At 73.3% G+C, this 26,549-nt stretch carries 20 protein-coding genes; 17 read left to right on the forward strand and 3 right to left on the reverse strand.

From position 1 onward, the window contains the following. Positions 1–72 precede the first annotated feature (72 nt). Both ACZ3YL_RS31145 and hflX read left to right on the forward strand, forming a co-directional pair. Positions 73–2,490 carry a RelA/SpoT family protein gene (locus ACZ3YL_RS31145; protein ID WP_465660558.1) on the forward strand — a complete coding sequence of 806 codons (2,418 nt, stop codon included), beginning with the start codon at positions 73–75 and terminating at the stop codon, positions 2,488–2,490. Next, positions 2,487–3,989 carry a GTPase HflX gene (gene hflX / locus ACZ3YL_RS31150; protein ID WP_188304056.1) on the forward strand — a complete coding sequence of 501 codons (1,503 nt, stop codon included), beginning with the start codon at positions 2,487–2,489 and terminating at the stop codon, positions 3,987–3,989. The genes ACZ3YL_RS31145 and hflX overlap by 4 nt, the downstream gene beginning before the upstream one ends. Before the next feature lie 83 nt (positions 3,990–4,072). Here hflX and ACZ3YL_RS31155 read toward each other — a convergent pair whose 3' ends face one another. Together ACZ3YL_RS31155 and ACZ3YL_RS31160 are read right to left on the reverse strand one after the other, a co-directional pair. Continuing rightward, entirely contained in the window at positions 4,073–5,242 is a 1,170-nt protein-coding gene (locus ACZ3YL_RS31155) for a trypsin-like serine peptidase (RefSeq protein ID WP_465660559.1), read from the reverse strand. 27 nt (positions 5,243–5,269) lie between these two features. Next, positions 5,270–6,448, reverse strand: coding sequence for a trypsin-like serine peptidase (locus ACZ3YL_RS31160; RefSeq protein ID WP_188304054.1), 1,179 nt, complete (start codon positions 6,446–6,448; stop codon positions 5,270–5,272). Between the two features lie 351 nt (positions 6,449–6,799). On the opposite strand from ACZ3YL_RS31160, the gene ACZ3YL_RS31165 reads away from it, so the two are divergent. From ACZ3YL_RS31165 to ACZ3YL_RS31185, 5 genes are read left to right on the forward strand one after another with little or no spacing between them, the layout of a single operon-like run. Further along, positions 6,800–8,752 carry an IucA/IucC family protein gene (locus tag ACZ3YL_RS31165; protein ID WP_465660560.1) on the forward strand — a complete coding sequence of 651 codons (1,953 nt, stop codon included), beginning with the start codon at positions 6,800–6,802 and terminating at the stop codon, positions 8,750–8,752. Beyond that, complete coding sequence (locus ACZ3YL_RS31170; RefSeq protein ID WP_465660615.1) at positions 8,641–9,312, forward strand: GNAT family N-acetyltransferase; 672 nt, start codon at positions 8,641–8,643, stop codon at positions 9,310–9,312. Before ACZ3YL_RS31165 ends, ACZ3YL_RS31170 begins: the two co-directional genes overlap by 112 nt. Before the next feature lie 38 nt (positions 9,313–9,350). Beyond that, entirely contained in the window at positions 9,351–10,934 is a 1,584-nt protein-coding gene (locus ACZ3YL_RS31175; protein ID WP_465660561.1) for a lysine N(6)-hydroxylase/L-ornithine N(5)-oxygenase family protein, read from the forward strand. Continuing rightward, on the forward strand, positions 10,912–12,744 hold the full coding sequence (locus tag ACZ3YL_RS31180; protein ID WP_465660562.1) for an IucA/IucC family protein: 1,833 nt from the start codon (positions 10,912–10,914) through the stop codon (positions 12,742–12,744). Before ACZ3YL_RS31175 ends, ACZ3YL_RS31180 begins: the two co-directional genes overlap by 23 nt. A gap of 12 nt (positions 12,745–12,756) precedes the next feature. After that, a complete protein-coding gene (locus tag ACZ3YL_RS31185; protein WP_465660563.1) occupies positions 12,757–14,871 on the forward strand; it encodes an ATP-dependent DNA helicase in 2,115 nt (704 codons plus the stop codon). Between the two features lie 135 nt (positions 14,872–15,006). On the opposite strand, the gene lexA is transcribed toward ACZ3YL_RS31185, so the two are convergent. Continuing rightward, positions 15,007–15,702, reverse strand: a complete 696-nt coding sequence (lexA, locus tag ACZ3YL_RS31190; protein ID WP_188304057.1) for a transcriptional repressor LexA — start codon at positions 15,700–15,702, stop codon at positions 15,007–15,009. Positions 15,703–16,230: 528 nt separating this feature from the next. Between lexA and nrdR the strand changes: the two genes are divergently transcribed. The 10 genes from nrdR to ACZ3YL_RS31240 all read left to right on the forward strand — a co-directional run bounded on the left by nrdR (position 16,231) and on the right by ACZ3YL_RS31240 (position 26,486). Next, positions 16,231–16,728 (forward strand): transcriptional regulator NrdR, encoded by a 498-nt coding sequence (gene nrdR, locus ACZ3YL_RS31195; RefSeq protein WP_188304050.1) that lies wholly within the window; start codon positions 16,231–16,233, stop codon positions 16,726–16,728. A 233-nt stretch (positions 16,729–16,961) separates the two neighbouring features. Then, the gene (locus ACZ3YL_RS31200; RefSeq protein ID WP_188304049.1) at positions 16,962–19,847 is read left to right on the forward strand and encodes a vitamin B12-dependent ribonucleotide reductase; all 2,886 of its coding nucleotides are present in this window, start codon (positions 16,962–16,964) and stop codon (positions 19,845–19,847) included. A 161-nt stretch (positions 19,848–20,008) separates the two neighbouring features. Then, positions 20,009–20,767: an SDR family oxidoreductase gene (locus ACZ3YL_RS31205; RefSeq protein ID WP_465660564.1), complete on the forward strand. Its 759-nt coding sequence runs from the start codon at positions 20,009–20,011 to the stop codon at positions 20,765–20,767. Positions 20,768–20,834: 67 nt separating this feature from the next. Beyond that, positions 20,835–21,071, forward strand: a complete 237-nt coding sequence (locus tag ACZ3YL_RS31210) for an RNA polymerase subunit sigma-70 (protein WP_188304047.1) — start codon at positions 20,835–20,837, stop codon at positions 21,069–21,071. A 155-nt stretch (positions 21,072–21,226) separates the two neighbouring features. Further along, positions 21,227–21,640, forward strand: a complete 414-nt coding sequence (locus ACZ3YL_RS31215) for a Clp protease N-terminal domain-containing protein (protein WP_465660565.1) — start codon at positions 21,227–21,229, stop codon at positions 21,638–21,640. Between the two features lie 252 nt (positions 21,641–21,892). Further along, positions 21,893–23,683 carry a sensor histidine kinase gene (locus tag ACZ3YL_RS31220; RefSeq protein WP_465660566.1) on the forward strand — a complete coding sequence of 597 codons (1,791 nt, stop codon included), beginning with the start codon at positions 21,893–21,895 and terminating at the stop codon, positions 23,681–23,683. After that, positions 23,683–24,129 (forward strand): roadblock/LC7 domain-containing protein, encoded by a 447-nt coding sequence (locus ACZ3YL_RS31225; protein ID WP_188305260.1) that lies wholly within the window; start codon positions 23,683–23,685, stop codon positions 24,127–24,129. The genes ACZ3YL_RS31220 and ACZ3YL_RS31225 overlap by 1 nt, the downstream gene beginning before the upstream one ends. Beyond that, positions 24,126–24,494 carry a DUF742 domain-containing protein gene (locus ACZ3YL_RS31230; protein WP_188305261.1) on the forward strand — a complete coding sequence of 123 codons (369 nt, stop codon included), beginning with the start codon at positions 24,126–24,128 and terminating at the stop codon, positions 24,492–24,494. Before ACZ3YL_RS31225 ends, ACZ3YL_RS31230 begins: the two co-directional genes overlap by 4 nt. Beyond that, on the forward strand, positions 24,475–25,251 hold the full coding sequence (locus ACZ3YL_RS31235) for a GTP-binding protein (protein WP_465660567.1): 777 nt from the start codon (positions 24,475–24,477) through the stop codon (positions 25,249–25,251). The genes ACZ3YL_RS31230 and ACZ3YL_RS31235 overlap by 20 nt, the downstream gene beginning before the upstream one ends. After that, complete coding sequence (locus ACZ3YL_RS31240; RefSeq protein ID WP_465660568.1) at positions 25,248–26,486, forward strand: cytochrome P450; 1,239 nt, start codon at positions 25,248–25,250, stop codon at positions 26,484–26,486. Before ACZ3YL_RS31235 ends, ACZ3YL_RS31240 begins: the two co-directional genes overlap by 4 nt. The last annotated feature ends 63 nt before the right edge of the window (positions 26,487–26,549 follow it).

The following is a 26,549-nucleotide window of genomic DNA, read 5'->3' on the forward strand; positions in this document are numbered from 1 at the left end:
TGCTCGGTAGCATGGACCACCGGGTCACCCCACGGGGAGGGGCCGCACCCGGCGACGTTGCCGGAGGTGCCGATGACCATCGAAGCCGGGCAGTCCCCCCTCGCGGGGCAGCCGACGAGCGCACGGCAGGCCGGGGCCAGGAGGCCCCTCGGGGAGTTCGGCCTGGCCGCCCTCGGCCGGGCCGGGCGGGCCGCCCTGCTGGCCACCGGCCGGCCGCCGGTGCCGGACGCCCTGGAACCGCTGGTCCGGGTGCACCGGCAGCACCACCCGCAGGCGGACCTCGCCCTGCTGGCCCGGGCGTACCGGCTGGCCGAGGCCAGCCACCGCGGCCAGAAGCGCAAGAGCGGTGAGCCGTACATCACCCACCCGCTGGCCGTCACCATGATCCTGGCCCAACTCGGCGCCGGGACGACCACCTTGGTCGCCTCGCTGCTCCACGACACCGTCGAGGACACCGAGTTGACGCTGGACCAGGTGAGCGCCGGATTCGGTCCCGAAGTCGCCTACCTGGTCGACGGGGTGACCAAGCTGGAGAAGGTCGACTTCGGCGCCGCCGCCGAGGCCGAGACCTTCCGCAAGATGCTGGTCGCCACCGGGGACGACGTCCGGGTGATGGTGATCAAGCTCGCCGACCGGCTGCACAACATGCGCACCATCCGGCACATGAAGCCGGCCAGCCAGGTGCGGATCGCCAAGGTCACCCGGGACGTGCTGATCCCGCTGGCCGAGCGGCTCGGCATCCAGGTGCTCAAGGCGGAGCTGGAGGACATCGTCTTCGCCACCCTGCACCCCGAGGAGCACGCCCGGACCCGCGGCCTGATGGCAGGTCACGAGGCCGAGCCGGACACCCTGCTGGAGCCCTTCGCCCGGCAGCTGGCCCGTCAGCTGGCCGAGGCCGGGGTCGCCGCCGAGGTGACGGTACGGCCCCGGCACTGCGTCTCGCTGCACCGGGTGCTGCTCAAGCGGGCCGCGGCGCCGGGCCGGGACGGCCGGCCGCAGGAGCCCCAGCCCGCCGACTTCGGGCGGCTGCTGGTGGTGGTCGAGGAGAACGCCGACTGCTACGCGGTGCTCGGCGAGCTGCACACCTGCTGGACGCCGCTGCCCGGCGAGTTCAAGGACTTCGTCGCCGCCCCCAAGTTCAACCTCTACCAGTCGCTGCACACCGCCGTCGCGCTGGCCGGCGGCACGGTGGTCGAGGTGCTGGTGCGGACCCGGCGGATGCACGAGGTGGCCCAGACCGGGGTGGTCGCGCTCGGCGACCCGTCCCCGGCCGGCCCGGCCCAGGACACCGACGAACTGGACCGCACCGACCCGGCCCGGCCCGGGTGGCTCAGCCGGCTGCTGGAGTGGCAGCAGGAGACCCCCGACCCGGACGCCTTCTGGTCCGCGCTCACCGCCGACCTGGCCGGCGACCGCGAGATCACCGTGGTGACGGAGAGCGGCGAAACGCTTCAGCTGAGGGCCGGGGCCAGCTGTGTGGACGCCGCCTACCTGCTCGGCGAGGAGACCGGCCACCGATGTATCGGCGCCCGGGTCAACGGCCGGCTCACCGCGCTGTCCACCGTGCTCCGGGACGGGGACGTGCTCGCGGTGCTCACCGAGAGCCTCCCGGCCGGCGGTGGGGCGCAGCCGTCCGGCCCCTCGCCGGAGTGGCTGGCGCACGCCCGCACCCCGGCCGCCCGGCTGGCCATCGAGCGCTGGCTGGCCGACCACCCGGCCCGGCTGCCGGTGGTGCGCACCGGCCCGGCCGCCGGCCAGCCCGCCCCGCCCGCGCACCGGGCGGGCGAGCGCCGGGCCGCCCCGGTCGCGGTGATCGGCCGGCCCGGGGCGCCGGTGCGGCTGGCCCGCTGCTGCACGCCCGTCCCCCCGGACGAGGTGGCCGGCTACCCGATCCGCGGCGGCGCGGTGGCCGTGCACCGCACCGCCTGCCCGGCCGGGCAGCGGCTGCGCGCGGACGGCCGGGCCGAGCTGGAGGTCCGCTGGCAGCCGGAGGCTGCCCCGGCGGCCGGGCACCGGGTGACCCTGCGAGCCGAGGCGCTGAACCGGCCCCGGCTGCTCGCCGACCTCACCGCGGCGATCTCCGCCCAGGGCGTCGGCATCGTGTCCGCCGAGGTCGAGCCGCCGCAGGAGCTGCGGGTCCGGCACACCTACACCGTGGAGCTGCCCGAGCCGGGGGCGCTGCCCGCCCTGATGCGGGCGATGCTCAGGGTCTCCGGGGTGTACGACGTGAGCCGGCCGCACGCCCCGGAGGGGGGCCGGACCCGAGAGGGGGCGACCCGGTCCGGCGAGGGGGTGACCCGGTCCGGGGAAGGGGCCCGGCCCCGTGAGGAGGCCCGGCACTCCGGGGAAAATGGGGATGACCGGCCCGTGCCGGGCGTGCGACCATCATGGGGAATTCACGGCCGGTCCACGGCGTTCTCAGGGCAGAGGAGCCCGGGTGAGATCCAGGGGTCCTCGCCGAAGCCATCCAGCGACCAAAGGACAGAATGACCTCCACGTTCGACACCCGCGACCACGCCGACGCCCCGCGCCGCCTCGACGGTCTGCGAGCGGAAGCCCTCATGGACGAGGACCTCGCGGCCATCGACGAGGACCCCGGCCACAACTACGACGGCGACCAGTACGACCGTAGCGAGCGCGCCGCCCTGCGCCGGGTCGCCGGCCTCTCCACCGAACTCGAAGACGTCACCGAGGTCGAGTACCGCCAGCTCCGTCTGGAGCGCGTGGTGCTCGTCGGCGTCTGGACCGACGGCACCCTGGAGGAGGCGGAGAACTCGATGGCCGAGCTCGCCGCGCTCGCCGAGACGGCCGGCTCCGAGGTCCTGGACGGCGTCATCCAGCGCCGGGACAAGCCCGACGCGGCCACCTACATCGGCTCCGGCAAGGCGCAGGAGCTGCGCGACATCGTCGCCTCCACCGGCGCCGACACCGTGGTCTGCGACGGTGAGCTCACCCCCGGCCAGCTGATCCACCTGGAGGACGTGGTCAAGGTCAAGGTCGTCGACCGGACGGCCCTGATCCTGGACATCTTCGCCCAGCACGCCAAGTCCCGGGAGGGCAAGGCGCAGGTCTCGCTCGCGCAGATGCAGTACATGCTGCCGCGGCTGCGCGGCTGGGGTCAGTCGCTGTCCCGGCAGATGGGTGGCGGTGGCTCCGGCTCCTCGGGCGGCGGCATGGCCACCCGTGGTCCCGGTGAGACCAAGATCGAGACCGACCGGCGCCGGATCCGCGAGAAGATGGCGAAGCTCCGCAGGGAGATCGCCGACATGAAGAAGGGCCGCGACACCAAGCGCCAGGAGCGCAAGCGCCACCAGGTGCCGTCCGTGGCCATCGCCGGGTACACCAACGCCGGCAAGTCCTCCCTGCTCAACCGGCTGACCGGCGCGGGCGTGCTGGTGGAGAACTCGCTGTTCGCCACCCTGGACCCGACCGTGCGCCGGGCCCAGACCCCGAGCGGGCGGCTCTACACCCTGGCCGACACCGTCGGCTTCGTCCGGCACCTGCCGCACCACCTGGTCGAGGCCTTCCGGTCGACCATGGAGGAGGTCGCCGACGCGGACCTCATCCTGCACGTGGTGGACGGCTCGCACCCCGAGCCGGAGACCCAGCTGGCCGCCGTCCGCGAGGTCATCGTCTCGGTCGACGCGCAGAACGTGCCGGAGATCGTGGTGATCAACAAGGCGGACGCCGCCGACCCGCACGTGCTGCAGCGCCTGCTGCGGCGCGAGCCGCACGCCATCGTGGTGTCGGCCCGCAGCGGCGCCGGCATCGAGGAGCTGCTGAAGCTCATCGACGACGAGCTGCCGCGCCCCGCCGTCGAGGTGCGGGCCCTGGTGCCCTACACCCAGGGCGCCCTGGTCTCCCGGGTGCACAAGGAGGGCGAGCTGCTCGCCACCGAGCACACCGCCGACGGCACGCTGCTGCACGCCAAGGTGCCGGCCGAGCTGGCCGCCGAGCTGGAGAACTTCGCGGTGGCCCTGCAGGGCTGAGCCACCACCGCCGAGCAGCCCCCGGACGATCGCGTCCGGGGGCTGCCGCACGTCCTGGCGGGTTGCCTCACGTTCTTGGCGGGTTACCTCACGGTCTTGGCGAAGTAGTCGAAGGCCTGCTTCGCCTGGTCCTGGAGGGACGGCCCGGCCAGGTAGCCGGCCGGACCGCGGTTGCCGACCGAGCTGACGCTGACCAGGTTGGGCTTGCCGTCCTTGGTGATGAACCAGCCGCCGCCGCCCGCGCCACCGGTCATGGTGCAGCCGATCACGTACATCGGCGGCCGGGCCCGGTCGAAGGGCAGCCGGCCCGGCGCCGCGGGGGAGTCGCAGCGCTGCAGCTCCATGCCGTCGAAGGGCCGCTCGACCGGGTAGCCGAAGGCGGCAACCGAGGAGATCTGCTCGCGCGGGGCGTTGAACCAGACCGGCACCGAACCGCCGACCGCCTCCTCCAGGGACGGCCCGGAGTCGGACTCGCCGCGCACCCGGACGATCCCGTAGTCGTACTGGTCGTGCGCGCCGACGCCGCCCTCCTGGAGCCAGGTCGGCGACACCAGCGCGCGCACCGCCGTCCAGCGGCCGTACGGGGCGGCCTGCTGGTCGCCGTACGGCTTGCCGCGGGCCGCCCGGCCGTCCCGGTTGAAGGCGGGCACGAAGACCAGGTTCTTCACCCAGGCGCCGCCCCTGCCGTCGTGCAGGCAGTGCGCGGCGGTGTAGACCAGGTTGCTCCGGCCCGGGTTGAGCGGGTCGGCGACCACCGTGCCGGAGCAGACCGCGTCGCCCTGGGGCGTGGTCATCAGCAGCTTGCCGACCAGGGCGGAGTCCGGGCCGTACGGGTGCGGCTGCGGCCGGGCCGGGACGGCGGCGGGCGGGGCGTCCCGCTGGACGGCGGGCGGTGCGGTGGCGGTCAGTGAGTACTCGGGGGTGGGGCGGGCCTTGGCGGCCTCCATCCGGGCGGTCGTCCAGTAGCCCGGAGCCGGCTGGTTGGTGAAGCCGCTGTCGGCGACGTACCGGGCCCAGTCCTCCAGCTTCCATCCGCTCAGGTCACCCAGGCTGGTCGGCGCGGCCTTGGGCAGCGCCGCGGGCGGGGTGGCCGGGGCGCCGGGGCCGTCCGGCCCGCAGGCGGCCGCGGTGAGCGTCAGGGCGGCGAGCAGCGCGGCGCCGGCCGTGGCGGCCCGCCGTCCCCTGGTACTGGTGGTGCTCGTGGCGTCGGTACTGCTGCTGCCGGTGCTGCCGGTGGTGCTGATGGCGCGCAAGCTGAGGTGCCCCCGTGGTGGTGCCGGTCACTGCTTCCTGGAGATCCAGTCCAGGGCCTGCTTGGCGACCGTCTCCAGGTACGGGCCGCTCAGCGAGGTGTGCTCCTGGGTGCCGATCGAGGTGTTGCTGACCAGCGCGGTCCTCCCGTCCGGCATGGTGGCGAACCAGCCGCCGCCGCTGGCGCCCTGGGTCATGTCGCAGCCGATGGTCAGCATGGACGGGCGCTTGGCGTCGAAGGACAGCCGGGTGGGCTTGCCGCCGTCGCACTTGTACAGCTCCTGGCCGTCGAACGGCTTGACCAGCGGGTAGCCGGTGGCCGAGACCTTGAGCTGGTCGCGGGGCGCGTCGAACCACACCGGGACGGCCGAACCGACCGTCTCCTCCAGGGACTTGCCGGTGTCGGCCTGGTTGTGCACGCGCATCACGGCGAAGTCGTACTGGTTGGCGGAGTCGCCGGTCGGACCGCCCTCGACCATCCACTGCGGGGAGGTGACGACCTGGTCGGCCCACCAGGTGCCGAGCGGGGCCAGCTCGGACAGCGGGGCCTTCTTGCCGCCGCTGGAGGCACCGGAGTTGTTGTAGGCGGGGACGAAGACCAGGTCCTTGTAGAAGTTGCCGCCCTTGCCCTCGTGCACGCAGTGCGCCGCCGTCCAGACCAGGTTGCTCTTGCCCGGGTGCTGGGGGTCGGCGATCACCGTCGCCGAGCAGTTGCCCCGGCCGCCCTGGGCGGAGAAGAACACCTTCCCGGAGGGCTGCTTGAGGTACGGGCGGGGCACCTGGACGGCCTTGACCACCGGCGGCTCTGGGTCGGTCACCCCGTTGTCGGCGGCCGGCTTGGCGGTGGGCGGGGCCGGGTCGGCGGGCTTGGCGTCGCCCATCTTGTCCGGGTTCCAGAAGTCCTTCACCACCGGGTTGTTGAAGACGTGCTTGGACGCCCACGTGTCCCAGTCGTCGTACTTCCACTTCTTCAGGTCGTCCCAGCTCTTCGGCAGGCCCTCCAGCAGGCTGGTCGGCAGACCGGACGGCAGGGTGATCCCGCCGATGACGCCGCCGGGGGCGGCCGAGGCGCTCACGTCCGCGGTGGGCGGCGGCGCCGCCACGGTCTTGTCGCCTCCCGCCGGGCCGTCCGGGCCGCAGGCGCTGACGGCCAGCAGCGTTCCGGTGACCAGGGCGGCGGCCAGAGCTGACCGGTGGATCGATGGCATCGGTGCGCTTCCCCCTGTACGCGATGGGATGGTGTCGGGTCGGGCTTCGGTGCGGCGGCTCGCCGTCCTGGAGTCTTCCATCGCAGTCCAGGACGGCGGCAGTCGCCCCCCGGGTTCCGGAGCTGACCGGAGGTCACCGATCCGTGACGCGGAACCGGGCTCCTCCTGGGCGCAGCAGGGCTGCCCCGGGCGGTGGCGCACTATCCCCGATCTTCACCCGGACGAGTGAGCGGTCCTTGTGATCACCCGTCAGGGATAGGTAACCCTTACCTGACGCGACGGTGCGAGCGCCCGCCGATCCCCTCCGCCACCAGCGCGCGTCCGCACCCCCACGCGCACCAAGGAGCAGCCTTGAGCACCGCCCTCACCGGAGCCCCGCCCGTACCGCCGCTGACCGCGGACCCCCCCTGCGAGCCGGAGGACGGGTCGGCATCGAAAGCGACGAGCGACGAGGGAGCGCAGCGCGTGCAGGAGCGAGGAGTGTCGGCGCCGGACCGGGCGCGCCCGGAGGCGGGCGAGGAGTACCGGCCCGGGCCCGACCCGCTGCTGCACCCCGACCCGCTGCTGCACCCCGACCCCGCCGTCGCCGCCGAACAGGCCGCCCTGGAGGCCCTGTTGCGCTGCTGGGCGCGGGAGACCGGAGCCCGCCCCGGACCGGACGGCCGACTGCGGATCGACGTCCTCGGCGGCGCCGCCCGGCTCACCGCCCCGGTCCGCTACTGGTCCCCCGGCGGCTGGCACCGCTTCGGCCCGGCCACCCTCTCGGTGGGGGAGAGCGCCGCGGCGGGAGACGCCTGCGCGGCCCCGGTGGACGCCGTCACCACCGCGGCCCTGCTCGCCGCCGCGGCCGCCGAACGGCCCGACCCCGGACAGGTCGCCGACCTTGCCGCCCGGGTCGCCGACTCGGTCATGCGCACCGGCGAGATCCTCGCCCACCGCCGCACCGCCGCCGAACCCGGCGGACCGGAACGCTCGCACTTCCTCGCCGCCGAACAGGCCCTGCTGCTCGGCCACCCGCTGCACCCCACCCCGAAGAGCCGCGACGGCCTCGGCCCGGCCCAGAGCGCCGCCTACTCGCCCGAACTGCACGGCAGCTTCCAGGTCCACTGGTACGCCGTGGACCGCACCCTGCTCGCGGCCGGCTCGGCCGTCGCCCAGAGCGCCGACCGGATCACCGCCGCCCTGCTCGGCAGCCACGCCACCCTGCCCCCCGGCACCGCCGCCCTGCCGCTGCACCCCTGGCAGGCCCGCGAACTCGCCCACCGCCCGGCCGTCGCCGCCCTGCTCGCCGACGGACTGCTGCACGACCTCGGCCCGGCCGGCGAACCCTGGCACCCCACCTCCTCGGTGCGCACCGTCTACCGGCCCGGCACCCCGTGGATGCTCAAACTCTCGCTCGGCCTGCGGATCACCAACTCCCGCCGGGAGAACCTGCGCAAGGAGCTCCACCGGGGCCTGGAGGTGCACCGGCTGCTGGAGAACGGCCTCGCCGCCGAGTGGCGGGCCGCCCACCCCGGCTTCGACATCGTCCGCGACCCGGCCTGGATCGGCGTCGACCACCCCGAACTCGGCGACCCCGGCGGACTGGACACCGTGCTGCGCGCCCAGCCCTTCGCGCCCACCGACCGGGCGCTGTGCGTGGCCGGACTGGTCGCCGAACAGCCGCGCGGCACCGGCGCCACCGTGCCGTCGGCGCTCGGCGACACCCTGCGCGCGCTCGCCGCCCGCACCGGCCGCCCGGCGCGCACCGTGGCCGCCGAATGGTTCCTGCGCTACCTGGAGGCCGTCGTCCTGCCCGTCCTCTGGCTGGACGGCCGCGGTGGCATCGCCCTGGAGGCGCACCAGCAGAACAGCATCGTCCTGCTGGACGCCGAGGGCTGGCCCAGCGGCGGCCGCTACCGCGACAACCAGGGCTACTACTACCGGGAGAGCGCCGCCGAGCGGCTCACCGCCCGACTGCCCGGACTCGGCGCGGAGAGCGACACCTTCCTGCCGGACGCCGTCATCGACCACCACTTCGCCTACTACCTCGGCATCAACCACGTGCTCGGGCTGATCGGCGCCTTCGGCTCCCAGGGGCTCGCCGACGAAACGGTGCTGCTGGCCGGGCTGCGCCGGTTCCTGGCCGGCCCGAAGGCGGCCGCCACCGGCTCGGCGCTGCCCGCCCTGCTGCTGGACGCGCCCACCCTGCCCTGCAAGGCCAACCTGCTCACCCGGATCAACGGCCTGGACGAGCTGGTCGGCCCGGTCGCCACCCAGTCCGTGTACGTGGACATCCCCAACCCGGTGGCGGGGGCCCGATGACGGAGGATCTGGCCGAGTGGGGCGAAATCCCCACCCCGGCCGGCCGGTTCCGGCTCGACCCGGTCCGGCTGCCCGAACACCTGGAGCTGCTCACCGGGTGGATGAACGACCCCGAGGTCGACGCGTTCTGGGCGCTCGCCGGGCCACCCGCCGTCACCGAACGGCACCTGCGGGCCCAACTCGACGGCGACGGACGCAGCGTGCCCTGCCTCGGCCTGCTCGACGGCGAGCCGATGAGCTACTGGGAGGTCTACCGCGCCGACCTCGACCCGCTCGCCGCCCACTACCCGGCACGGCCGCACGACACCGGCGTCCACCTGCTGCTCGGCCCGGCCGCCAGTCGCGGGCGCGGCCTCGGGGCCCAGTTGCTGGACGCCCTGGCGGAACTGATCCTCCGCCGGAGGCCGGGCTGCGGGCGGGTGGTGGCCGAACCGGACGTCCGCAACCGGCGCTCCGTCCGGGCCTTCGAACGGGCCGGATTCCGGGCCGCCGCCGAACTCGACCTGCCCGACAAGCGCGCCGCCCTGATGGTCCGCGACCGCGACTTACTCCCCGCCTAGGACGCTCTGTGGACACCTCGACACCCCCTGCGCACCCCGTGCCGAACAACCCGCCGCACGACCCGCCGCACGACTCCCCGGACTCCCCGGACTCCCCTTACGACCTGCTCGGCGTCGGCATCGGCCCGTTCAACCTCTCGCTCGCCGCCCTCGCCGAGCCCGTACCCGGCCTGCGCACGCTCTTCTGCGACCAGCGCCCCGAATTCCGCTGGCACCACGGCATGCTGGTCGACGGCGCCCGGATGCAGGTGCCCTTCCTCGCCGACCTGGTCTCGCTGGTGGACCCGACCAACCCGTGGTCCTTCCTCAACTACCTGCGCGCCCAGGACCGGCTGTTCCCGTTCTACTTCGCCGAACGCTTCCAACTGCCCCGCCGGGAGTACGACCACTACTGCCGCTGGGCCGCCGACCGGCTGCCCAACTGCCGCTTCGGCACCGAGGTCACCGCCCTGCACCGGGACGGCCCGCTGTACCGGGCCGAACTGACCGACACCGCGACCGGGCGGCGCACCACCGTACGGGCCCGCAACCTCGCGCTCGGCGTCGGCACCCGGCCCGTGCTGCCCGAGGCCTTCGCCGCGCTCGCCGACCACCCGCGGGCCTTCCACTCCGCCGAGTACCTGGACCGCCGCGCCGACCTGGCCGGCGCCCGGGACATCACGGTGATCGGCAGCGGGCAGTCCGGTGCCGAGGTCTTCCTCGACCTGCTCCGCCGCCATGAGGGCGACGGCATCCGGCTGCGCTGGCTCACCCGCACCAGGGCCCTCGCCCCCATGGAGTACTCCAAGCTCGGCCTGGAACACTTCACCCCCGACTACACCCGCTACTTCCACGGACTGCCCGGGCCCGTCCGGGACGCCATGGTCAGCGCCCAGTGGCAGCTGCACAAGGCCGCCAGTGCCGAAACCCTCGCCGAGATCCACGACCACCTCTACGAACGCACCATCGGCCGCCCGATCGACAGCGCCCCGGTCGAGATCACCCCCGGCACCGCCGTCACCGAGGCCCGGCCCGGCCCCTGCGGTGGCCTCGAACTGCGCTGCCGGCACACCGACTCCGGCGCCGAGCACGTGCTGCGCACCGACGCCGTGGTGCTCGCCACCGGCTACCGGGCCGCCCGCCCGGCGGCCCTCGCACCGCTCGCCGACCTGATCGACTGGGACGAGTCCGGGCGCTACCGGGTCGACCTCGACCACCGGGTCGCCACCCGGCCCGGACTCACCGGCGGCCTCTACGTCCAGAACGCCGAACTCCACACCCACGGCGTCGGCGCCCCCGACCTGGGCCTCGGTGCCCACCGGGCCGCCGTCATCCTCAACGCCGTCACCGGCCGCACCGTCCACCGGCTGCCCGGCCGCACCGCGTGGACGGGCTTCGCGCCGCCGGTGGCGGGTGTGCCGGGTGGGTCTGCCGTTCCTTCTGTTCCTTCTGTTCCTTCTATGCCGGATGTTCCGAATATTTCGAAAACCGCGAATACTCCGAATGTTCCGGATGGTCTGGATAGTGCGCACAGCCAGCACAGCCAGCACAGCCAGCACAGCCAGCACGGCGCCACCCCCGAGCAGACCCCCGTCGTCCCCCGCCCCCAGGAGCTGACCCGTGCCGCAACCGTCGGCCGCTGAACCCGCTGAACCGCCGCTCTACCTGCCCCCGCACCTCACCGCCGGGCACTGGCAGCGGGCCGGCCGCGCCCTGCTGGCCAAGATGCTCGGCGAGTTCGCCTACGAGGACCTGCTCCGGCCGGCCCCCGGCGCCCTCGACGGCGAGTACCTGCTGAAGCTCCCCGAGGCCGAGTACCGCTTCGCCGCCCGGCGCGGCGCCTACGACGGCTGGCAGGTCGACCCGGAGTCGATCCGGTGCTCCCGCCCGGACGGCCTGGACCCGCTGCGCTTCCTCCCGTACGCCCGGGAGACCCTCGGGATGCGCGGCGAGACCACCGCCCACCTGGTCCGCGAACTCTCCGCCACCCTCACCGCCGACGCCCGCCAGCTCGCCACCGCGCTCACCGCCGCCGAACTCGCCGACCTCGACCACCCCGCGCTGGAGGGCCGGCAGGGCGGCCACCCGTGGATCGTCCCCAGCAAGGGCCGGATCGGCTTCTCCAGCACCGACGCCGCCCGCTGGACCCCGGAGTCCCGCAGCCCGCGCCCGCTGCCCTGGATCGCCGTCCACCGCCGGCTCGCCCAGTACCGCGGCGTGCCCGGCCTGGAGCACCCCGAGCAGCTGTACTCCCGCGAGCTGGACGACGTCGACGCGCTGCGCGCCCCGCTCGGCGCGGACGCCGACGACTACCTGCTGCTGCCCGTCCACCCCTGGCAGTGGGACGAGACGGTCCTGACGCTGTTCGCGCCCTGGATCGCCTCCGGCGAGATCGTCCCGCTGTCCTCGGACGGCGACCCACGCCTGCCCCAGCAGTCCATCCGCTCCTTCTTCAACACCGCCCACCCCGAGCGCTGCACCGTCAAGCTGCCGCTGTCCATCCTCAACACTTTGGTCTGGCGCGGACTGCCGGTCGAGCGGACCCTCGCCGCGCCCGCCGTCACCGCCTGGCTGCACGGGCTGCGCGACGCCGACCCCTACCTGCGGGACGAGTGCCGGGTGATCCTGCTCGGCGAGATCGCCTCCGTCACCGTCGACCACCCGCTCTACCGGGAGATGCCGGACTCGCCGTACCAGTACAAGGAACTGCTCGGCGCGATCTGGCGCGAACCGCTCGGTCCCTTCCTGGCCGGGGACGAACGCGCCCGCACCCTCGCCGCCCTGCTCCAGACCGGCTCCGACGGGCGGGCGCTCGCCGTCGAGCTGATCGCCCGCTCCGGCCTCACCCCCGCCGACTGGACCGGCCGGCTGTTCGCCGCGATGCTGCCGCCGCTGCTGCACTTCCTCTACCGCTACGGACTGGTCTTCTCCCCGCACGGCGAGAACGCCATCGTGGTCTTCGACGACCGCGGCACCCCGGCCCGGCTCGCGGTCAAGGACTTCGTCGACGACGTCAACCTCAGCGACCAGGACCTCCCCGAACTGCGCGAGCTGCCCGCCGAGGTGGCCGGCGTGCTGCTGCGGGACGACCCCCAGGGGCTCTGCCAGTTCATCCACTCCGGGCTGTTCATCGGCGTCTTCCGCTACCTCGCCCCGCTGCTGGAGGCGCAGGGCGGGCTCGCCGAGACCGAGTTCTGGGCCCTGCTGCGCGCGGAGATCCACCGCTACCAGGCCCGCTTCCCCGAGCTGCGCGAGCGCTTCGAGCTGTTCGACCTGTTCCGGCCCCGGATCGACCGGCTCTGCCTCAACCGCAACCGGCTGATCATGGACGGCTACCAGGACCGCCCGCACCGCCCTCACGCCGTCCGGCACGGCACCGTGCCCAACGCCCTGGTCGGCGTGGACGTGCGTCTCCCCGGGCATCGGGACCGGATTGTCACCCCCGCCCCGTAGGGTGGAGGGGTCATGACGAACGACTCCGAATCCCAGCCCGCGACGGACCTCGACGACGAGGCCGAGGAAGCCGTCGCCGTCCCGCGCTCGCGGATCCCCGAACTGCTGCACGCCGCGGTCGAGGCCGTCGGCGGTGTCGAGCGCCCCGGCCAGATGCGGATGGCCGAGGCCGTCGCCGACGCCGTCGACCACGCCGAGCACCTGCTCGTCCAGGCCGGCACCGGCACCGGCAAGTCCCTCGCCTACCTGGTGCCGGCCCTCGCCCACGGCGACCGGGTGGTGGTCGCCACCGCCACCCTGGCACTGCAACGCCAGCTGGTGGAACGGGACTTGCCGCGCACCGTCGACGCGCTGCACCCGGTGCTGCGCCGCCGGCCGCTGTACGCGATGCTCAAGGGCCGCTCCAACTACCTGTGCCTGCACCGGGCCAACGAGGGCACCCCGAGCGACGAGGGCGAGGGCCTGTTCGACCCGGTGGACGCGCTCGGCGGCCCCGCCGGCAAGCTCGGGCAGGAGGTGCTCCGGCTGCGCGACTGGGCCGACGAGACCGAGACCGGCGACCGCGACGACATGAGCCCCGGCGTCTCCGACAAGGCCTGGGCCCAGCTGTCGGTCACCTCCAAGGAGTGCCTGGGCGCGACCCGCTGCGCCTACGGGCAGGAGTGCTTCGCGGAGAAGGCCCGGGAGCGGGCCAAGCTCGCCGACGTCGTCGTCACCAACCACGCGATGCTGGCGATCGACGCCATCGAGGGCGCGCCGGTGCTGCCCGAGCACGGGCTGCTGATCGTGGACGAGGCGCACGAGCTGGTCAACCGGGTCACCGGCGCGGCCACCGCCGAACTGACCGTCGGCGCCGTCAACCGGGCCGTGAAGCGGGCCGCCCGGCTCGCCAACGAGAAGGCCGTCGACCTGCTGCAGGCCGCCGCCGAGAACTACCACGGCCTGATGGAGACGGCCCAGCCCGGCCGGGTCGAGGAGCTCCCCGAGTACCTGGCCTACGCCGTCACCGCCATCCGGGACGCCGCCCGGCAGGTGATCACCTCGCTCGGCGAGACCCGCGACAAGGGCCTCAGCGACGAGGACGCCGTGCGCAAGCAGGCGATGGCCTCCGCCGAGACGGTGCACGAGACCGCCGAGCGGCTGCTGGAGGACTCTGAGTACGACGTGATCTGGATCGAGCGCAGCGACCGCTACGGGCTGGGCACCGCCTCGCTGCGGGTCGCGCCGCTGAGCGTGTCCGGACTGCTGCGCGAGGGCCTGTACAAGGAGCGCTCGGTGGTGCTCACCTCGGCCACCCTCAAGCTCGGCGGCGACTTCAACGGCGTGGCCGGCTCGCTCGGCCTGCCCAAGGAGACCAGGCTGCCGGACGAGCGCACGCCCGGCGACAACCCCGAGTCCGGCTCCGGGTTCGGGGAGGAGGCCGTCCCGCACTGGCGGGGGATCGACGTCGGCTCGCCGTTCAAGTACCCCAAGCAGGGCATCCTGTACGTCGCCAAGCACCTTGCCGACCCCGGGCGCGACCCGGAACGGCCCGACATGCTCGACGAGTTGGCCGAGCTGGTCGAGGCGGCCGGCGGGCGCACACTGGGGCTGTTCTCCTCCATGCGGGGCGCCCAGGCGGCCGCCGAGGCGATGCGGCAGCGACTGGACCACCGGATTCTGCTCCAGGGGGAGGACACCCTGGGCGAGTTGATCCGGGAGTTCGCCTCCGACGCGACCACCTGTCTGTTCGGCACGCTCTCGCTCTGGCAGGGCGTGGACGTGCCCGGTTCGGCCTGCCAGCTGGTGGTGATGGACCGGATCCCCTTCCCGCGGCCGGACGACCCGCTGATGAGCGCCCGTCAGAAGGACGTCGAACAGCACGGCGGGAACGGCTTCATGGCTGTCGCGGCGACGCACGCGGCGCTGCTGATGGCGCAGGGCGCGGGCCGGCTGGTGCGCGCGGCGGACGACCGGGGCGTGGTGGCGGTGCTCGACCCGCGGGTGGAGACCAAGCGGTACGGGGGCTTCTTCCGGTCCTCGATGCCGGAGTTCTGGTACACCACGGACCGCAACCAGGTGCGCCGCTCGCTGGCGGCGATCGACGCCTCGGCGGCGCCGGTGCGACCGGTGGTGAAGCGGGGCTGAAGGGCCGGCCCGGTGAACGACGGAGGGGCTCCCCGCTGACGCGGCGGAGCCCCTTCCCGTCGGTGTTCCCGTGGTGCGGCCGGGTGTTGCGGTTGCGCGGCCGGGTGCTGCGGTTTGCGCGGCCGCGCGCTGGTGTCAGAGGCGGCGCAGGACCGCGACGACCTTGCCCAGGATGGTGGCGTTGTCGCCGTTGATGGGCTCGTACGCCGGGTTGTGCGGCATCAGCCAGATCCGGCCGTCCTCGCGCTTGAGCCGCTTGACGGTCGCCTCGCCGTCGATCATCGCGGCCACGATGTCGCCGTTCTCGGCGACCGGCTGGCGGCGCACGGTGACCCAGTCGCCGTCGCAGATGGCCGCCTCGATCATCGAGTCGCCGCGCACGGTCAGGGCGAACAGCTCGCCCTCGCCGACCAGCTGGCGGGGCAGCGGGAAGACGTCCTCGACGGTCTGCTCGGCCAGGATCGGACCGCCGGCGGCGATCCGGCCGACCAGCGGCACGTAGGAGGTGGAGGGGCGCCCGGCCGTCTCGGCGGTGTTGGGGCGGGCCACCTCGACGCCGCGGACCTCGTAGGCGCGCGGGCGGTGCGGGTCCCGGCGGAGGAAGCCCTTGCGCTCCAGGGCCATCAGCTGGTGGGCGACCGAGGAGGTGCTGGACAGGCCGACGGCCTGGCCGATCTCGCGCATGGACGGCGGGTAGCCGCGGCGCTGGACGGAGTCGCGGATGACCTCGATCACCCGGCGCTGGCGCTCGGTGAGCCCGGCCTCGTCGGTCCGGATGCCGGGGGGGCGGCCGGGCATCGAGCGGGCGGGGGTGGTGTGGGTCTCTTCCATGGCGGGGGCGTGTTCGATCGGCTGGTCGGGGACGCGGCCCGCGGTGGAAACGGCCGGGCCGGAGAGGCGGTGGTCTTCGCTACGGTCCATGCTGATGTCCACGCTCTGCTGATTCGTGGTGCGCTGCCCCACCTTGAACTGGGAGTGTTCCTGCACCGGGATGGTGTTGGTTTCGACGGTGTTCACGGCGGCCCCTCTCGACGGCTTTCCTCTCCCCTTTTCCAGCCCAACGCACCTCCTATCGAAAGGTTGCGCCAAACACACGTTCGAGTGAATTATTCGGGAGTTGGCTGACTCGATCAAGGCTTTGTTGTACATCGAGCAAATGTTCGACCGGATGCCGCCTCCAGAAGTCTAATCGGCGCCGACACGCCGGGGGTGTCGCTCCCCCCGAGACCTAGATGTAGTGGCTAGAGTCCTCTCCGTGCCCAGTACTAGTGGTCGCGCCGCATGATCAGCTTGCCGAGGCCGGGGGCACATCGCATAGACTCAACAGGTCCGCACGTTCTGCCAGGGAGGGATCCCCAGGTGCACTGCCCCTTCTGCCGGCACTCCGACAGCCGCGTTGTCGACAGCCGGACCACCGAGGACGGCAGCTGCATCCGCCGTCGTCGACAGTGCCCGGACTGCGGTCGCCGTTTCACCACCGTGGAGACGGCCGCGCTCATGGTCATCAAGCGCAGCGGCGTCACCGAGCCCTTCTCCCGGCAGAAGGTCATCACCGGCGTCCGGAAGGCCTGCCAGGGCCGCCCGGTCACCGAGGACGCCCTCGCCCAGCTCGGCCAGCGGGTCGAGGAGTGCGTGCGCGCCAGCGGCAACGCCGAGCTGACCACCCACGAGGTCGGGCTGGCCATACTCGGCCCGCTCAAGGAACTCGACGTGGTCGCCTTCCTGCGCTTCGCCAGCGTGTACCAGGCGTACGACGGACTCGAAGACTTCGAGGCCGCCATCGCGGAACTCCGCGCCGAGCGGCCCGCCCCCGAGGCGGACGGCACCTGCGTGCCCGTTTCCGCCGCCGCGCCCTAGGAGGCGCGCCGGGCCCCCGCGGCCCCCAGAACCACAACGCAGGCCCCCCGTGGGCCGTCAGCACCACACCGGCCCCGAGCGGGCCCACGCGTGCCCGAAAACGGGGCACGGAACACTACAAACCGTGCGTAAGCGGACGGGGTCCCCGCCTGCCCGCACACCGGAAGAACGAACCAGCGGTGCCCGGACTTTTCAGGGCACCTCGGGCGTTTGCCCAGGAGGAGGAGCGAGAAGTGACAGACACCACGAGCGGTTCCGCACGCGGGTCGAAGTCCGACAAGGCCGCGACCAAGGGTGCCAAGGCCCCGAAGGGCGGTCTCCGGATGGAGCGCATCTACACCACCCCTGGCGTGCACCCGTACGACGCGGTCCGCTGGGAGCGGCGCGACGTCGTCATGACCAACTGGCGCGACGGCTCGATCAACTTCGAGCAGCGCGGCGTCGAGTTCCCCGACTTCTGGTCGGTCAACGCCGTCAACATCGTCACGTCCAAGTACTTCCGCGGCGCCGTCGGCAGCCCCCAGCGCGAGTGGAGCCTCAAGCAGATCATCGACCGCGTGGTGCTCACCTACCGCGCGGCCGGCGAGAAGCACGGCTACTTCGCCACCAAGGACGACGCCGAGATCTTCGAGCACGAGCTGACCCACGCCCTCCTCCACCAGGTGTTCAGCTTCAACTCGCCGGTCTGGTTCAACGTCGGCACCAAGCAGCCCCAGCAGGTCAGCGCCTGCTTCATCCTGTCCGTCGACGACTCCATGGACTCGATCCTCGACTGGTACAAGGAAGAGGGCATGATCTTCAAGGGCGGCTCCGGCGCCGGCCTCAACCTCTCCCGCATCCGCTCCTCCAAGGAACTGCTGTCCTCCGGCGGCAACGCCTCCGGCCCGGTCTCCTTCATGCGCGGCGCCGACGCCTCGGCCGGCACCATCAAGTCCGGTGGCGCCACCCGCCGCGCGGCCAAGATGGTCGTGCTCGACGTCGACCACCCGGACGTCGAGGCCTTCATCGAGACCAAGGTGAAGGAGGAGGAGAAGATCCGCGCCCTGCGCGACGCGGGCTTCGACATGGACCTCGGCGGCGACGACATCACGTCCGTCCAGTACCAGAACGCCAACAACTCGGTCCGCGTCAACGACGAATTCATGACCGCCGTCGAGAACGGCACCGAATTCGGCCTGCGCGCCCGGATGACCGGCGAGGTCATCGAGACCGTCGACGCCAAGAAGCTGTTCCGCAAGATGGCCGAGGCCGCCTGGGCCTGCGCCGACCCCGGAATCCAGTACGACACCACCATCAACCACTGGCACACCTGCCCCGAGTCCGGCCGCATCAACGCGTCCAACCCGTGCTCGGAGTACATGCACCTGGACAACTCCAGCTGCAACCTCGCCTCGCTGAACCTGATGAAGTTCCTGCGCGACGACGACACCTTCGACGCCACCGCCTTCGCCAAGGTCGTCGAGCTGGTCATCACCGCGATGGACATCTCCATCTGCTTCGCCGACTTCCCGACCGAGAAGATCGGCGAGACCACCCGCGCCTTCCGCCAGCTCGGCATCGGCTACGCCAACCTCGGCGCCCTGCTGATGGCCACCGGCCACGCCTACGACAGCGAGGGCGGCCGTGCCCTGGCCGGCGCCATCACCTCGCTGATGACCGGCACCGCCTACCGCCGCGGCGCCGAACTCGCCGGTGTCGTCGGCCCGTACGACGGCTACGCCCGCAACGCCGCCGCCCACCAGCAGGTCATGAAGCAGCACGCCGACGCCTCGCTGGACGCCGTCTCCTTCGAGGACCTCGACGCCCCGGTCTGGCTCGCGGCCAACAAGTCCTGGCAGGACGTGCTGCGCCTCGGTGAGCAGAACGGCTTCCGCAACGCCCAGGCCTCGGTCCTCGCCCCGACCGGCACCATCGGCCTGATGATGGACTGCGACACCACCGGCGTCGAGCCCGACCTCGCCCTGGTCAAGTTCAAGAAGCTCGTCGGCGGCGGCTCCATGCAGATCGTCAACGGCACCGTCCCGCGCGCCCTCAAGCGCCTCGGCTACCAGGACGAGCAGACCGAGGCGATCGTCGCCCACATCGCCGAGCACGGCAACGTGGTGGACGCGCCCGGCCTGAAGGCCGAGCACTACGAGGTGTTCGACTGCGCCATGGGCGAGCGGGTCATCTCGGCGATGGGCCACGTGCGGATGATGGCGGCGATCCAGCCGTGGATCTCGGGCGCCATCTCCAAGACCGTGAACATGCCCGAGAGCGCCACCGTGGAGGAGATCGAGGAGATCTACTTCCAGGCCTGGAAGCTCGGGGTGAAGGCACTGGCCATCTACCGCGACAACTGCAAGGTCGGCCAGCCGCTTTCCGCGAAGAAGAAGGAATCCGAGGCCAAGGTCGAGGAGACCCCGGCCGCCGTGGTCGAGAAGGTCGTCGAGTACCGCCCCGTCCGCAAGCGCCTGCCCAAGGGCCGCCCGGGCATCACCACCTCCTTCACGGTCGGTGGCGCCGAGGGCTACATGACGGCCAACTCCTACCCGGACGACGGCCTCGGCGAGGTCTTCCTGAAGATGTCCAAGCAGGGCTCGACCCTCGCGGGCATGATGGACGCCTTCTCCATCGCCGTCTCGGTCGGCCTCCAGTACGGCGTGCCGCTGGAGACCTACGTCTCCAAGTTCACCAACATGCGCTTCGAGCCGGCCGGCCTGACCGACGACCCGGACGTGCGGATGGCCCAGTCGATCGTTGACTACATCTTCCGCCGCCTGGCGCTGGACTTCCTGCCGTTCGAGACCCGCTCGGCGCTCGGCATCCACTCCGTCGAGGAGCGCACCCGCCACCTGGAGACGGGCTCCTACGAGCCGCTGGAGGCCGAGGAGATCGACACCGAGTCGCTCGCCCAGTCTGCCCCGGTCGCCGCCGCCAAGCCGGCCCCCGCCCCGGCCCCGGCCGTCGAGGCGCCCAAGGCGGCCCCGAAGCAGGCCCACAACTCCACGGAGCTGATGGAGATCCAGCTCGGCCTCAACGCCGACGCGCCGCTCTGCTTCTCCTGCGGCACCAAGATGCGCCGCGCCGGCAGCTGCTACCTCTGCGAGGGCTGCGGCTCCACCAGCGGCTGCAGCTGACGACCCCGGTGTTCACCTCCTGAGGTGAATCCCTGAAGCGGGGCGAGGACTTCACGGTCCTCGCCCCGCTTTTCCGCGTTCCGGGAGAAGCCGATGTCACGGATGCGGGCGCTATCCGGTCCGAAGGGGTGTCGGTGGTTCGGGAGAGGAGTGGTGTGGTGATGGGGACGGTGCTGGTGACCGGAGCGACGGGGACGCTGGGGCGAGAGGTGGTGCGGCTGTTGGCGGCGCGCGGGGTGGCGGTGCGGGGGTTGAGCCGGCGGGCGCGGGTGGCGGGTGACGGGGTCGAGTGGGTGGTCGGGGACCTGGTGACCGGGGCGGGGATCGCGGCGGCGGTCGCCGGAGTGGAGACCGTGGTGGACTGTGCGACCACGCAGGGGAAGAAGGACGTGGCGGCGGTCGGGCGGCTGGTGGCGGAGGCCCGGCAGGCCGGGGTGCGGCACCTGGTGTACGTGTCGATCGTGGGGATCGACCGGGTGCCGATCGCGTACTACCGGGCGAAGCTCGGCTGTGAGGGGGTGGTGCGGGAGTCGGGGCTGGGGTGGACGGTGCTGCGGGCGACGCAGTTCCACGACCTGCTGTTCAAGGCGTTCGACCTGAGCGCGAGGCTGCCGGTGTTCCCGGTGGTTCAGGGTGCCCGGATCCAGCCTGTGGAGGTCCGGGAGGTGGCGGCGCAGGTCGTGCAGCTGGTGGGGCGGGAGCCGGCCGGGTTCGCGCCGGAGGTGGGCGGGCCGCAGGTGCGGTCGTACCGGGAGCTGGCCGAGGCGTACCTGCGGGCGGCGGGCCGGCGGCGGGTGCTGCTGCCGCTGGGGATCCCCGGGGCGGCCGGCCGGGCCCTGCGGGCGGGCGGGCTGACGACACCGGAGCGGGCGGTGGGGCGGGGGACGTTCGAGGAGGCCTTGGCGCGGAGGTTCGGGTGAGCGCCGGGGCGGCCGAAGCTGTCAATCAAGGTTGACATTCCCGTAGGTGTCAACCAGGGTTGACGGCATGAGCGAGAGCGGAGAGCTCGCGGCCGCCGCGAGCAGTCGTGACCCCGCGGTGGGGCTCCGGGCGGTCCGCGCCCTGCGTGATCTGGCGGACCGTCTGGAGTCCCTGCAGGTGGGCAACGCCCGGTCGCAGGGGTGGTCCTGGCAGGACATCGCGGTCTGCCTCGGGGTGACCAGGCAGGCGGTGCACAAGAAGCACGCACGGCGGGGGCCCGGCAAGGGCGAGGGCGGAGGCTGAACGATGTTCGAGCGGTTCGCCGACGCGGCGCGGCAGGTGGTGGTCGCCGCGCGGCAGGAGGCGAGGGGCTGCGGCACGGCCACGTCGGCACGGAGCACCTGCTGCTGGCGATCCTGGCCGGGCCGGACGACCCGGCGGCCGGTGTCCTGATCGGGATGGGCCTGGACCCCGAGGCAGCGCACCGCGAGGTGGTCCGGCTGCTCGGGCCGGGGGACGACGCCGAGGCACTGGCCTCGATCGGCGTCGACCTGGAGGCCGTCCGGGGCGCGGTGGAGTCGGCCTTCGGCGAGGGCGCCCTGGACGTGCCGGCGGAGGAGGCGCCCGAGCGGCGGGGCTGGTTCCGGTCGGGGGAGTCGAAGCCGGGCCGCAGCCCGTTCAGTCCCGGGGCGAAGAAGGCGCTGGAGCTGTCGCTGCGCGAGTCGCTGCGGCTGAAGTCGAGGGAGATCGCGGTGGGGCACCTGCTGCTCGGGGTGCTGCGCGAGGGGGAGGGTCTGGGCGTACGGGTGGTCGCCGACCACGGACTGGACGTGCGGGCCGTGCGACAGGCGGTGGAGGCGGAACTGGGGTGACCACTGGGGTGGAAGGTGTCGCCGTGCGGTGTAGTCGACGTGAATGAAGGAGATTGACCGTCAACTAGCGGGTTGAGGCCAATGTCTGAATCGATATGATCGGCCGAAAGCGTGAACCGATCAGCCGCCCGGGGACGTTTCGCGACGCCACCGGGCGGTCTGGTATGCGCCCGACCAGCTGTCGGCGGCCGCAAACCGTCGCCGACCAGCCGCCCGCGCCGCCGCCCGCCGACGTTGCCGAGGACCGTACCGATGAGAGAAGCCACCAGCCCCGACGGTCGGCCGCGCCGCCGCCCCGCGCCGCGCACCGTCGCCCTGACCGGGGCCGCCGTCCTGCTGGCGCTGGTCGCCGCGCCGGTCGGCATCGGCCGGGCCCTGGGCGCGCACCAACCGCTCACCGCCGTCGCGGTGGGTGCCGTGGCGGTGCTCTGGCTGATCGTGGTCGGCCTGGCCGCGAGCGGCGCCGAGCGCGCCCACCGGCTGACCGAGGACCTGGCCGCCCAGCACCAGGAGACCCGGGCCGCGCTGGTCGCCGCCGGCACCGCCCGGCAGGCCGAGACGGCGGCCCAGGACCGGGCCGCCGCCGCGCTCACCGAACGGGACGCCGCCCGCGCCGAGCAGGTCCGGATGGAGGCCGACGTCACCGCCGTGCGCGCCGAGCTGGCCCGGCTGCGGACCGAGCTGGACGCCGAACGGGCCGAGGCCGTGGCGGAGCGGGAGCGGGTCGCCGCCGAGCGGGCCGAACTGGAGCGGATCCCCGAGGGCGTGCTGCCCGAGGTGGTGAAGAAGCTGCGTGGGGGCGCGTCCGTGGACAGCGCGCTGTCCACGCACCGCAAGCACCCCCAGTACGCGCTGCTGCGTGCCGTCGGTGAGGAGATCGGCCGCGGCGAGCGACTGCGGGCCGCCGCGCTCGCGGTCTGCGCGACCGCCGCCGGCCGGGTCCAGGCACTGGCCACGAGCATGCACGCCGAACTGCGCGAGATGCAGCACCGGCACGACGAGGAGGTCCTCGGCGACCTGCTGCGACTGGACCACTCGACCGCCCAGGCGGGCCGGATGGCGGACGGCATCGCGGTGCTCACCGGCGCCCGCTCCGGCCGTCGCTGGGCCAAGCCGATCGCGGTGGAGTCGGTGCTGCGCGGCGCGCTCGGCCGGATCGGCGCCTACCAGCGGGTGCGGCTGCACAACGCCAGCACGGCGGCGGTGGTCGGCTTCGCGGCCGAGGGCGTGATGCACGCGCTGGCCGAACTGCTGGACAACGCCACCAACTTCTCCGCCCCGCCGGCCGAGGTGCACGTCTACGTCGAGGAGGTGTCGGCCGGTCTGGCGGTCACCGTCGAGGACAGCGGCCTGGGCCTGGGCGACAGTTGGCTGCGCCGGGCCGAACGCGCCGTCTCCGCCGAGCCGCTGGACCTCGCCACGTTGTCCGCCGGTACCCGGCTGGGTCTCGCGGTGGTCGGCGTGCTGGCGCGCAAGCACGGGCTGCAGATCTCCTTCCGGCCGTCCGCACGCGGCGGCACCGGTGTGGTGATGCTGATCCCGCAGCAGTTGGTCACCCACGTGGCTCCGGCGCCCGCCCAGGCGCCCACGCCCGTCGTGGAGTCCGTGCGCCCCGCGCTCACCCCCGCGCGCCCGGCGCCCACCTCGCTGCCACCCGCGCCCAGCACCTCCGTGACCAGCGCCTCCGTGGCCACCGTCTCCGCGCCCGGCGCCTCCGTGACCACCGCCGTGCCGAGCGCGCCCCCCGCCCCCGCCGCCACGGCGGCTCCGGCACCCGCCCTCCCCGCCCCGCGCCCGGCCACGCCCGCCCCGGTCACCGACAGCGGCCTGCCGCAGCGTCGCCGCGGGCAGACGCTGGCCACCACCACCCCGGCGGCGGCCCCCGCCGCCAAGGCCGTACGGACCGACGCGGCGCGCGCCGCCGCCCGGTTCGGCGCCTTCCGCCGGGCCGCCCAGCCGGCGCTGCCCGCCCCCGGGCCGACGCCGGCCGCGGCGACCGAGACCACGCCCGACGCTTCCCCCGTCACCGAGAAGGACTCCTGATGAGCAGCGCCACCGACCGCGACCTCGACTGGCTGTTGGAAAACCTGCTGGCGGCGACCCCCGGCACCCGGCACGCCCTGGTGCTCTCCGCCGACGGTCTGAAGCTCTGCCACACCGCCGGGCTGAGTGCCGACCAGGCGGACCAGCTGTCCGCGATCGCCTCCGGACTGCAGAGCCTGGCGCACGGCGCCTCGATCGAGTTCGGCGACGGCAGCGGCGGCGTGCGCCAGTCGATGACCGAGTTCCACGGCGGCATCCTGTGCATCGTGGCGGCCGGCGAGGGCGCGCACCTCGCGGTGGTCACCGACGACGACGCGGACGTGGGCGTGGTCGGCCACAACATGCACGGCCTGATCGAGCAGATCGGCATCCACCTCAGCGCACCCGCCCGGGACGCGGAAGCGGAAGCCGACGGGGCCGCCGGGCAAGAGAGCGCCGGGATATGAACGCCGGGCCGGTGCTGCCGGGCCGGGACGACGACCCGGACCGCCTCTACACCATCACCGGGGGCCGCAGCCGTGCCCCGGAGAACGCCTTCGACCTGGTCACCCTGATCGTCGCGGAGCGGCAGCCGGCGCCGGGGATGCAGTCGGAGCACGTCCGGATCCTCGGGATGTGCGAGGCGCCGACCGCCGTCGTGGAGGTGGCGGCGGAGCTGTCGCTGCCGATCTCGGTGGTGAAGATCCTGCTCGGGGACCTGCTGGAGTCCGGGGCGATCACCGCCCGCCACCCCAGGTTCGCGCCGAACAAGGCCCGGCTGCCCGATCTCGACACGCTGAAGCAGGTGCTGCATGGCCTCCAACGGCTCTGACCTCCAGGACGGCCGGTCCGCGGCACGCACCCCGCTGCGGGCGACCGCCGACAACGCGCTGAAGATCGTCGTGGTCGGCGGGTTCGGGGTGGGCAAGACCACCCTGGTCGGCTCGGTCAGCGAGATCCGCCCGCTGAACACCGAGGAGGTGATGACCCGGGCGGGGGAGGGCATCGACCCGGCCGGCAGCTGGGGCAAGCGCTCCACCACGGTCGCCTTCGACTTCGGCCGGATCACCCTGTCCGAGCGGCAGGTGCTCTACCTGTTCGGGGCGCCCGGCCAGGAGCGCTTCTGGTTCCTCTGGGACCGGCTGTTCAGCGGCGCCCTGGGCGCGGTGGTGCTGGTGGACACCCGGCGGTTGGAGGACTCCTGGTACGCGATCGACCGGCTGGAGCACCACGGCACGCCGTTCGTCGTCGCCCGCAACAACTTCGGCGAGCCCGGCCACACCCTGGAGCAGGTCCGTGAGGCCCTGGACCTGCCGCCGGAGGTACCGCTGGTGGACTGCGACGCCCGCGACCGCGACTCCGGCAAGCGGGTGCTGATCGCGCTGGTCCACCACCTGGCCGCGCTGGCCGGGGCCGACCCGGCCGCGCTGGCGGAGTCCGAAGCCCCCGCCGGGGCCGATGCCGCGACCGTCCCTGCCGGGGCCGGGGCCGGGGCCGGGGCCGGGGCCGCTGCCGCCGAGCCGACCGCCTCCGCCGTGACCGCCCCCGCCGGAGCACCCGACGCGATCTACGAGGAGAGCACCCCGTGACCGAGCCCGCCGTCACCCCGCCCCCGGGCTGCCCGGCGCACGCCGGCGCCACGCCGCTGTACGGGCCGCGCTTCCAGACCGACCCGGCCCAGCTCTACCGCGAACTGCGTGCCGCGCACGGCCCGGTCGCCCCGGTCGAGCTGGCCGGCGGGGTGCCCGCCTGGCTGGTCATCGGCTACCGGGAGCTGCAGCAGGTCACCGGCCAGCCGCAGCTGTTCGGCCGGGACTCCAGCCGTTGGCACGCGTGGGAGACCCTGCCCGCCGACTGGCCGCTGAAGCCGATGATGGCTCCGGTGCCATCGATCCTGTACGCCGAGGGCGAGGAGCACATCCGCCGGTCCCGGGCGGTCACCGACGCGCTGGCCGGGATCGACCCGTACGAGCTGCGCAAGCACGCCGAGGAGATCGCCGACGGGCTGATCGACGAGTTCGCCGGGCGCGGAGAGGCCGACCTGGTCGCCGAGTACGCGCACCGGATGCCGCTGCTGGTGCTGTGCCGGGTGCTCGGTCTGGACGAGGAGCAGGCGCCGCAGCTGATCGCGGCGCTGCTGGCCATGCTGGACGGCGGCGCGGACGCCCCGGCCGGCGCCCAGCGGCTGCTGGAGCTGATGCTCGCGCTGGTGGAGGAGAAGGCCGAGTACCCGGGGGCCGACGTGGCCTCGCGGATGCTGGAGCACCCGGCCGGGCTGACCCATGACGAGGTGATGCGCGACCTGCGGGTGCTGCTGATCGCCGGTCACCAGCCCAGTTCGTACTGGATCTCCAACGCGCTGCGGCTGATGCTCACCGACGAGCGCTTCGCGGCCTCGCTGGCCGGTGGCCGGCGCAGCATCAGCCAGGCGCTCAACGACGCGCTCTGGGAGGACACCCCGACCCAGATCTTCGCCGGCCGCTGGGCGGTGCGGGACACCCAGCTCGGCGGCCAGCGGATCGCCGAGGGGGACATGCTGCTGCTCGGTTTCGCCGGGGCCAACGCGGACCCGTCGGTGCGTCAGCCCGACGGTCGCCCGGCCGAGGGGAACCGGGCGCACATGAGCTACTCGTACGGCGAGCACGGCTGCCCGTTCCCGGCGCAGGAGGCGGCCGAGGTGATCGCCACCACGGCGATCGAGGTGCTGTTGGACCGGCTGCCGGACCTGCGGCTGGCGGTGGCCGAGCACGCGCTGGTGTGGCGGCCCTCGGCCTGGGTGCGCGGGCTGGTGGCGCTGCCGGTGTCGTTCACCCCCGGTCACTGAAACGCGTCTTGCGGATCTTCGCCGGGCCAGCCAAGATCCACTGGACGTGCACAACCGTTCGAA

It is taken from the genome of Kitasatospora sp. NPDC023176 (genome assembly GCF_055560495.1).

What these genes read in the sequence shown, in the direction of transcription:
- ACZ3YL_RS31185 (WP_465660563.1), top strand. Translation starts at nt 12,757, where the DNA reads ATGACGAACGACTCCGAATCCCAGCCCGCGACGGACCTCGACGACGAG.
- ACZ3YL_RS31215 (WP_465660565.1), top strand. Translation starts at nt 21,227, where the DNA reads ATGGGCCTGGACCCCGAGGCAGCGCACCGCGAGGTGGTCCGGCTGCTC.
- ACZ3YL_RS31145 (WP_465660558.1), top strand. Translation starts at nt 73, where the DNA reads ATGACCATCGAAGCCGGGCAGTCCCCCCTCGCGGGGCAGCCGACGAGC.
- ACZ3YL_RS31210 (WP_188304047.1), top strand. Translation starts at nt 20,835, where the DNA reads ATGAGCGAGAGCGGAGAGCTCGCGGCCGCCGCGAGCAGTCGTGACCCC.
- ACZ3YL_RS31235 (WP_465660567.1), top strand. Translation starts at nt 24,475, where the DNA reads ATGGCCTCCAACGGCTCTGACCTCCAGGACGGCCGGTCCGCGGCACGC.
- ACZ3YL_RS31220 (WP_465660566.1), top strand. Translation starts at nt 21,893, where the DNA reads ATGAGAGAAGCCACCAGCCCCGACGGTCGGCCGCGCCGCCGCCCCGCG.
- ACZ3YL_RS31230 (WP_188305261.1), top strand. Translation starts at nt 24,126, where the DNA reads ATGAACGCCGGGCCGGTGCTGCCGGGCCGGGACGACGACCCGGACCGC.
- hflX (WP_188304056.1), top strand. Translation starts at nt 2,487, where the DNA reads ATGACCTCCACGTTCGACACCCGCGACCACGCCGACGCCCCGCGCCGC.
- ACZ3YL_RS31225 (WP_188305260.1), top strand. Translation starts at nt 23,683, where the DNA reads ATGAGCAGCGCCACCGACCGCGACCTCGACTGGCTGTTGGAAAACCTG.
- lexA (WP_188304057.1), bottom strand. Translation starts at nt 15,702, where the DNA reads ATGGAAGAGACCCACACCACCCCCGCCCGCTCGATGCCCGGCCGCCCC.
- ACZ3YL_RS31205 (WP_465660564.1), top strand. Translation starts at nt 20,009, where the DNA reads ATGGGGACGGTGCTGGTGACCGGAGCGACGGGGACGCTGGGGCGAGAG.
- ACZ3YL_RS31160 (WP_188304054.1), bottom strand. Translation starts at nt 6,448, where the DNA reads ATGCCATCGATCCACCGGTCAGCTCTGGCCGCCGCCCTGGTCACCGGA.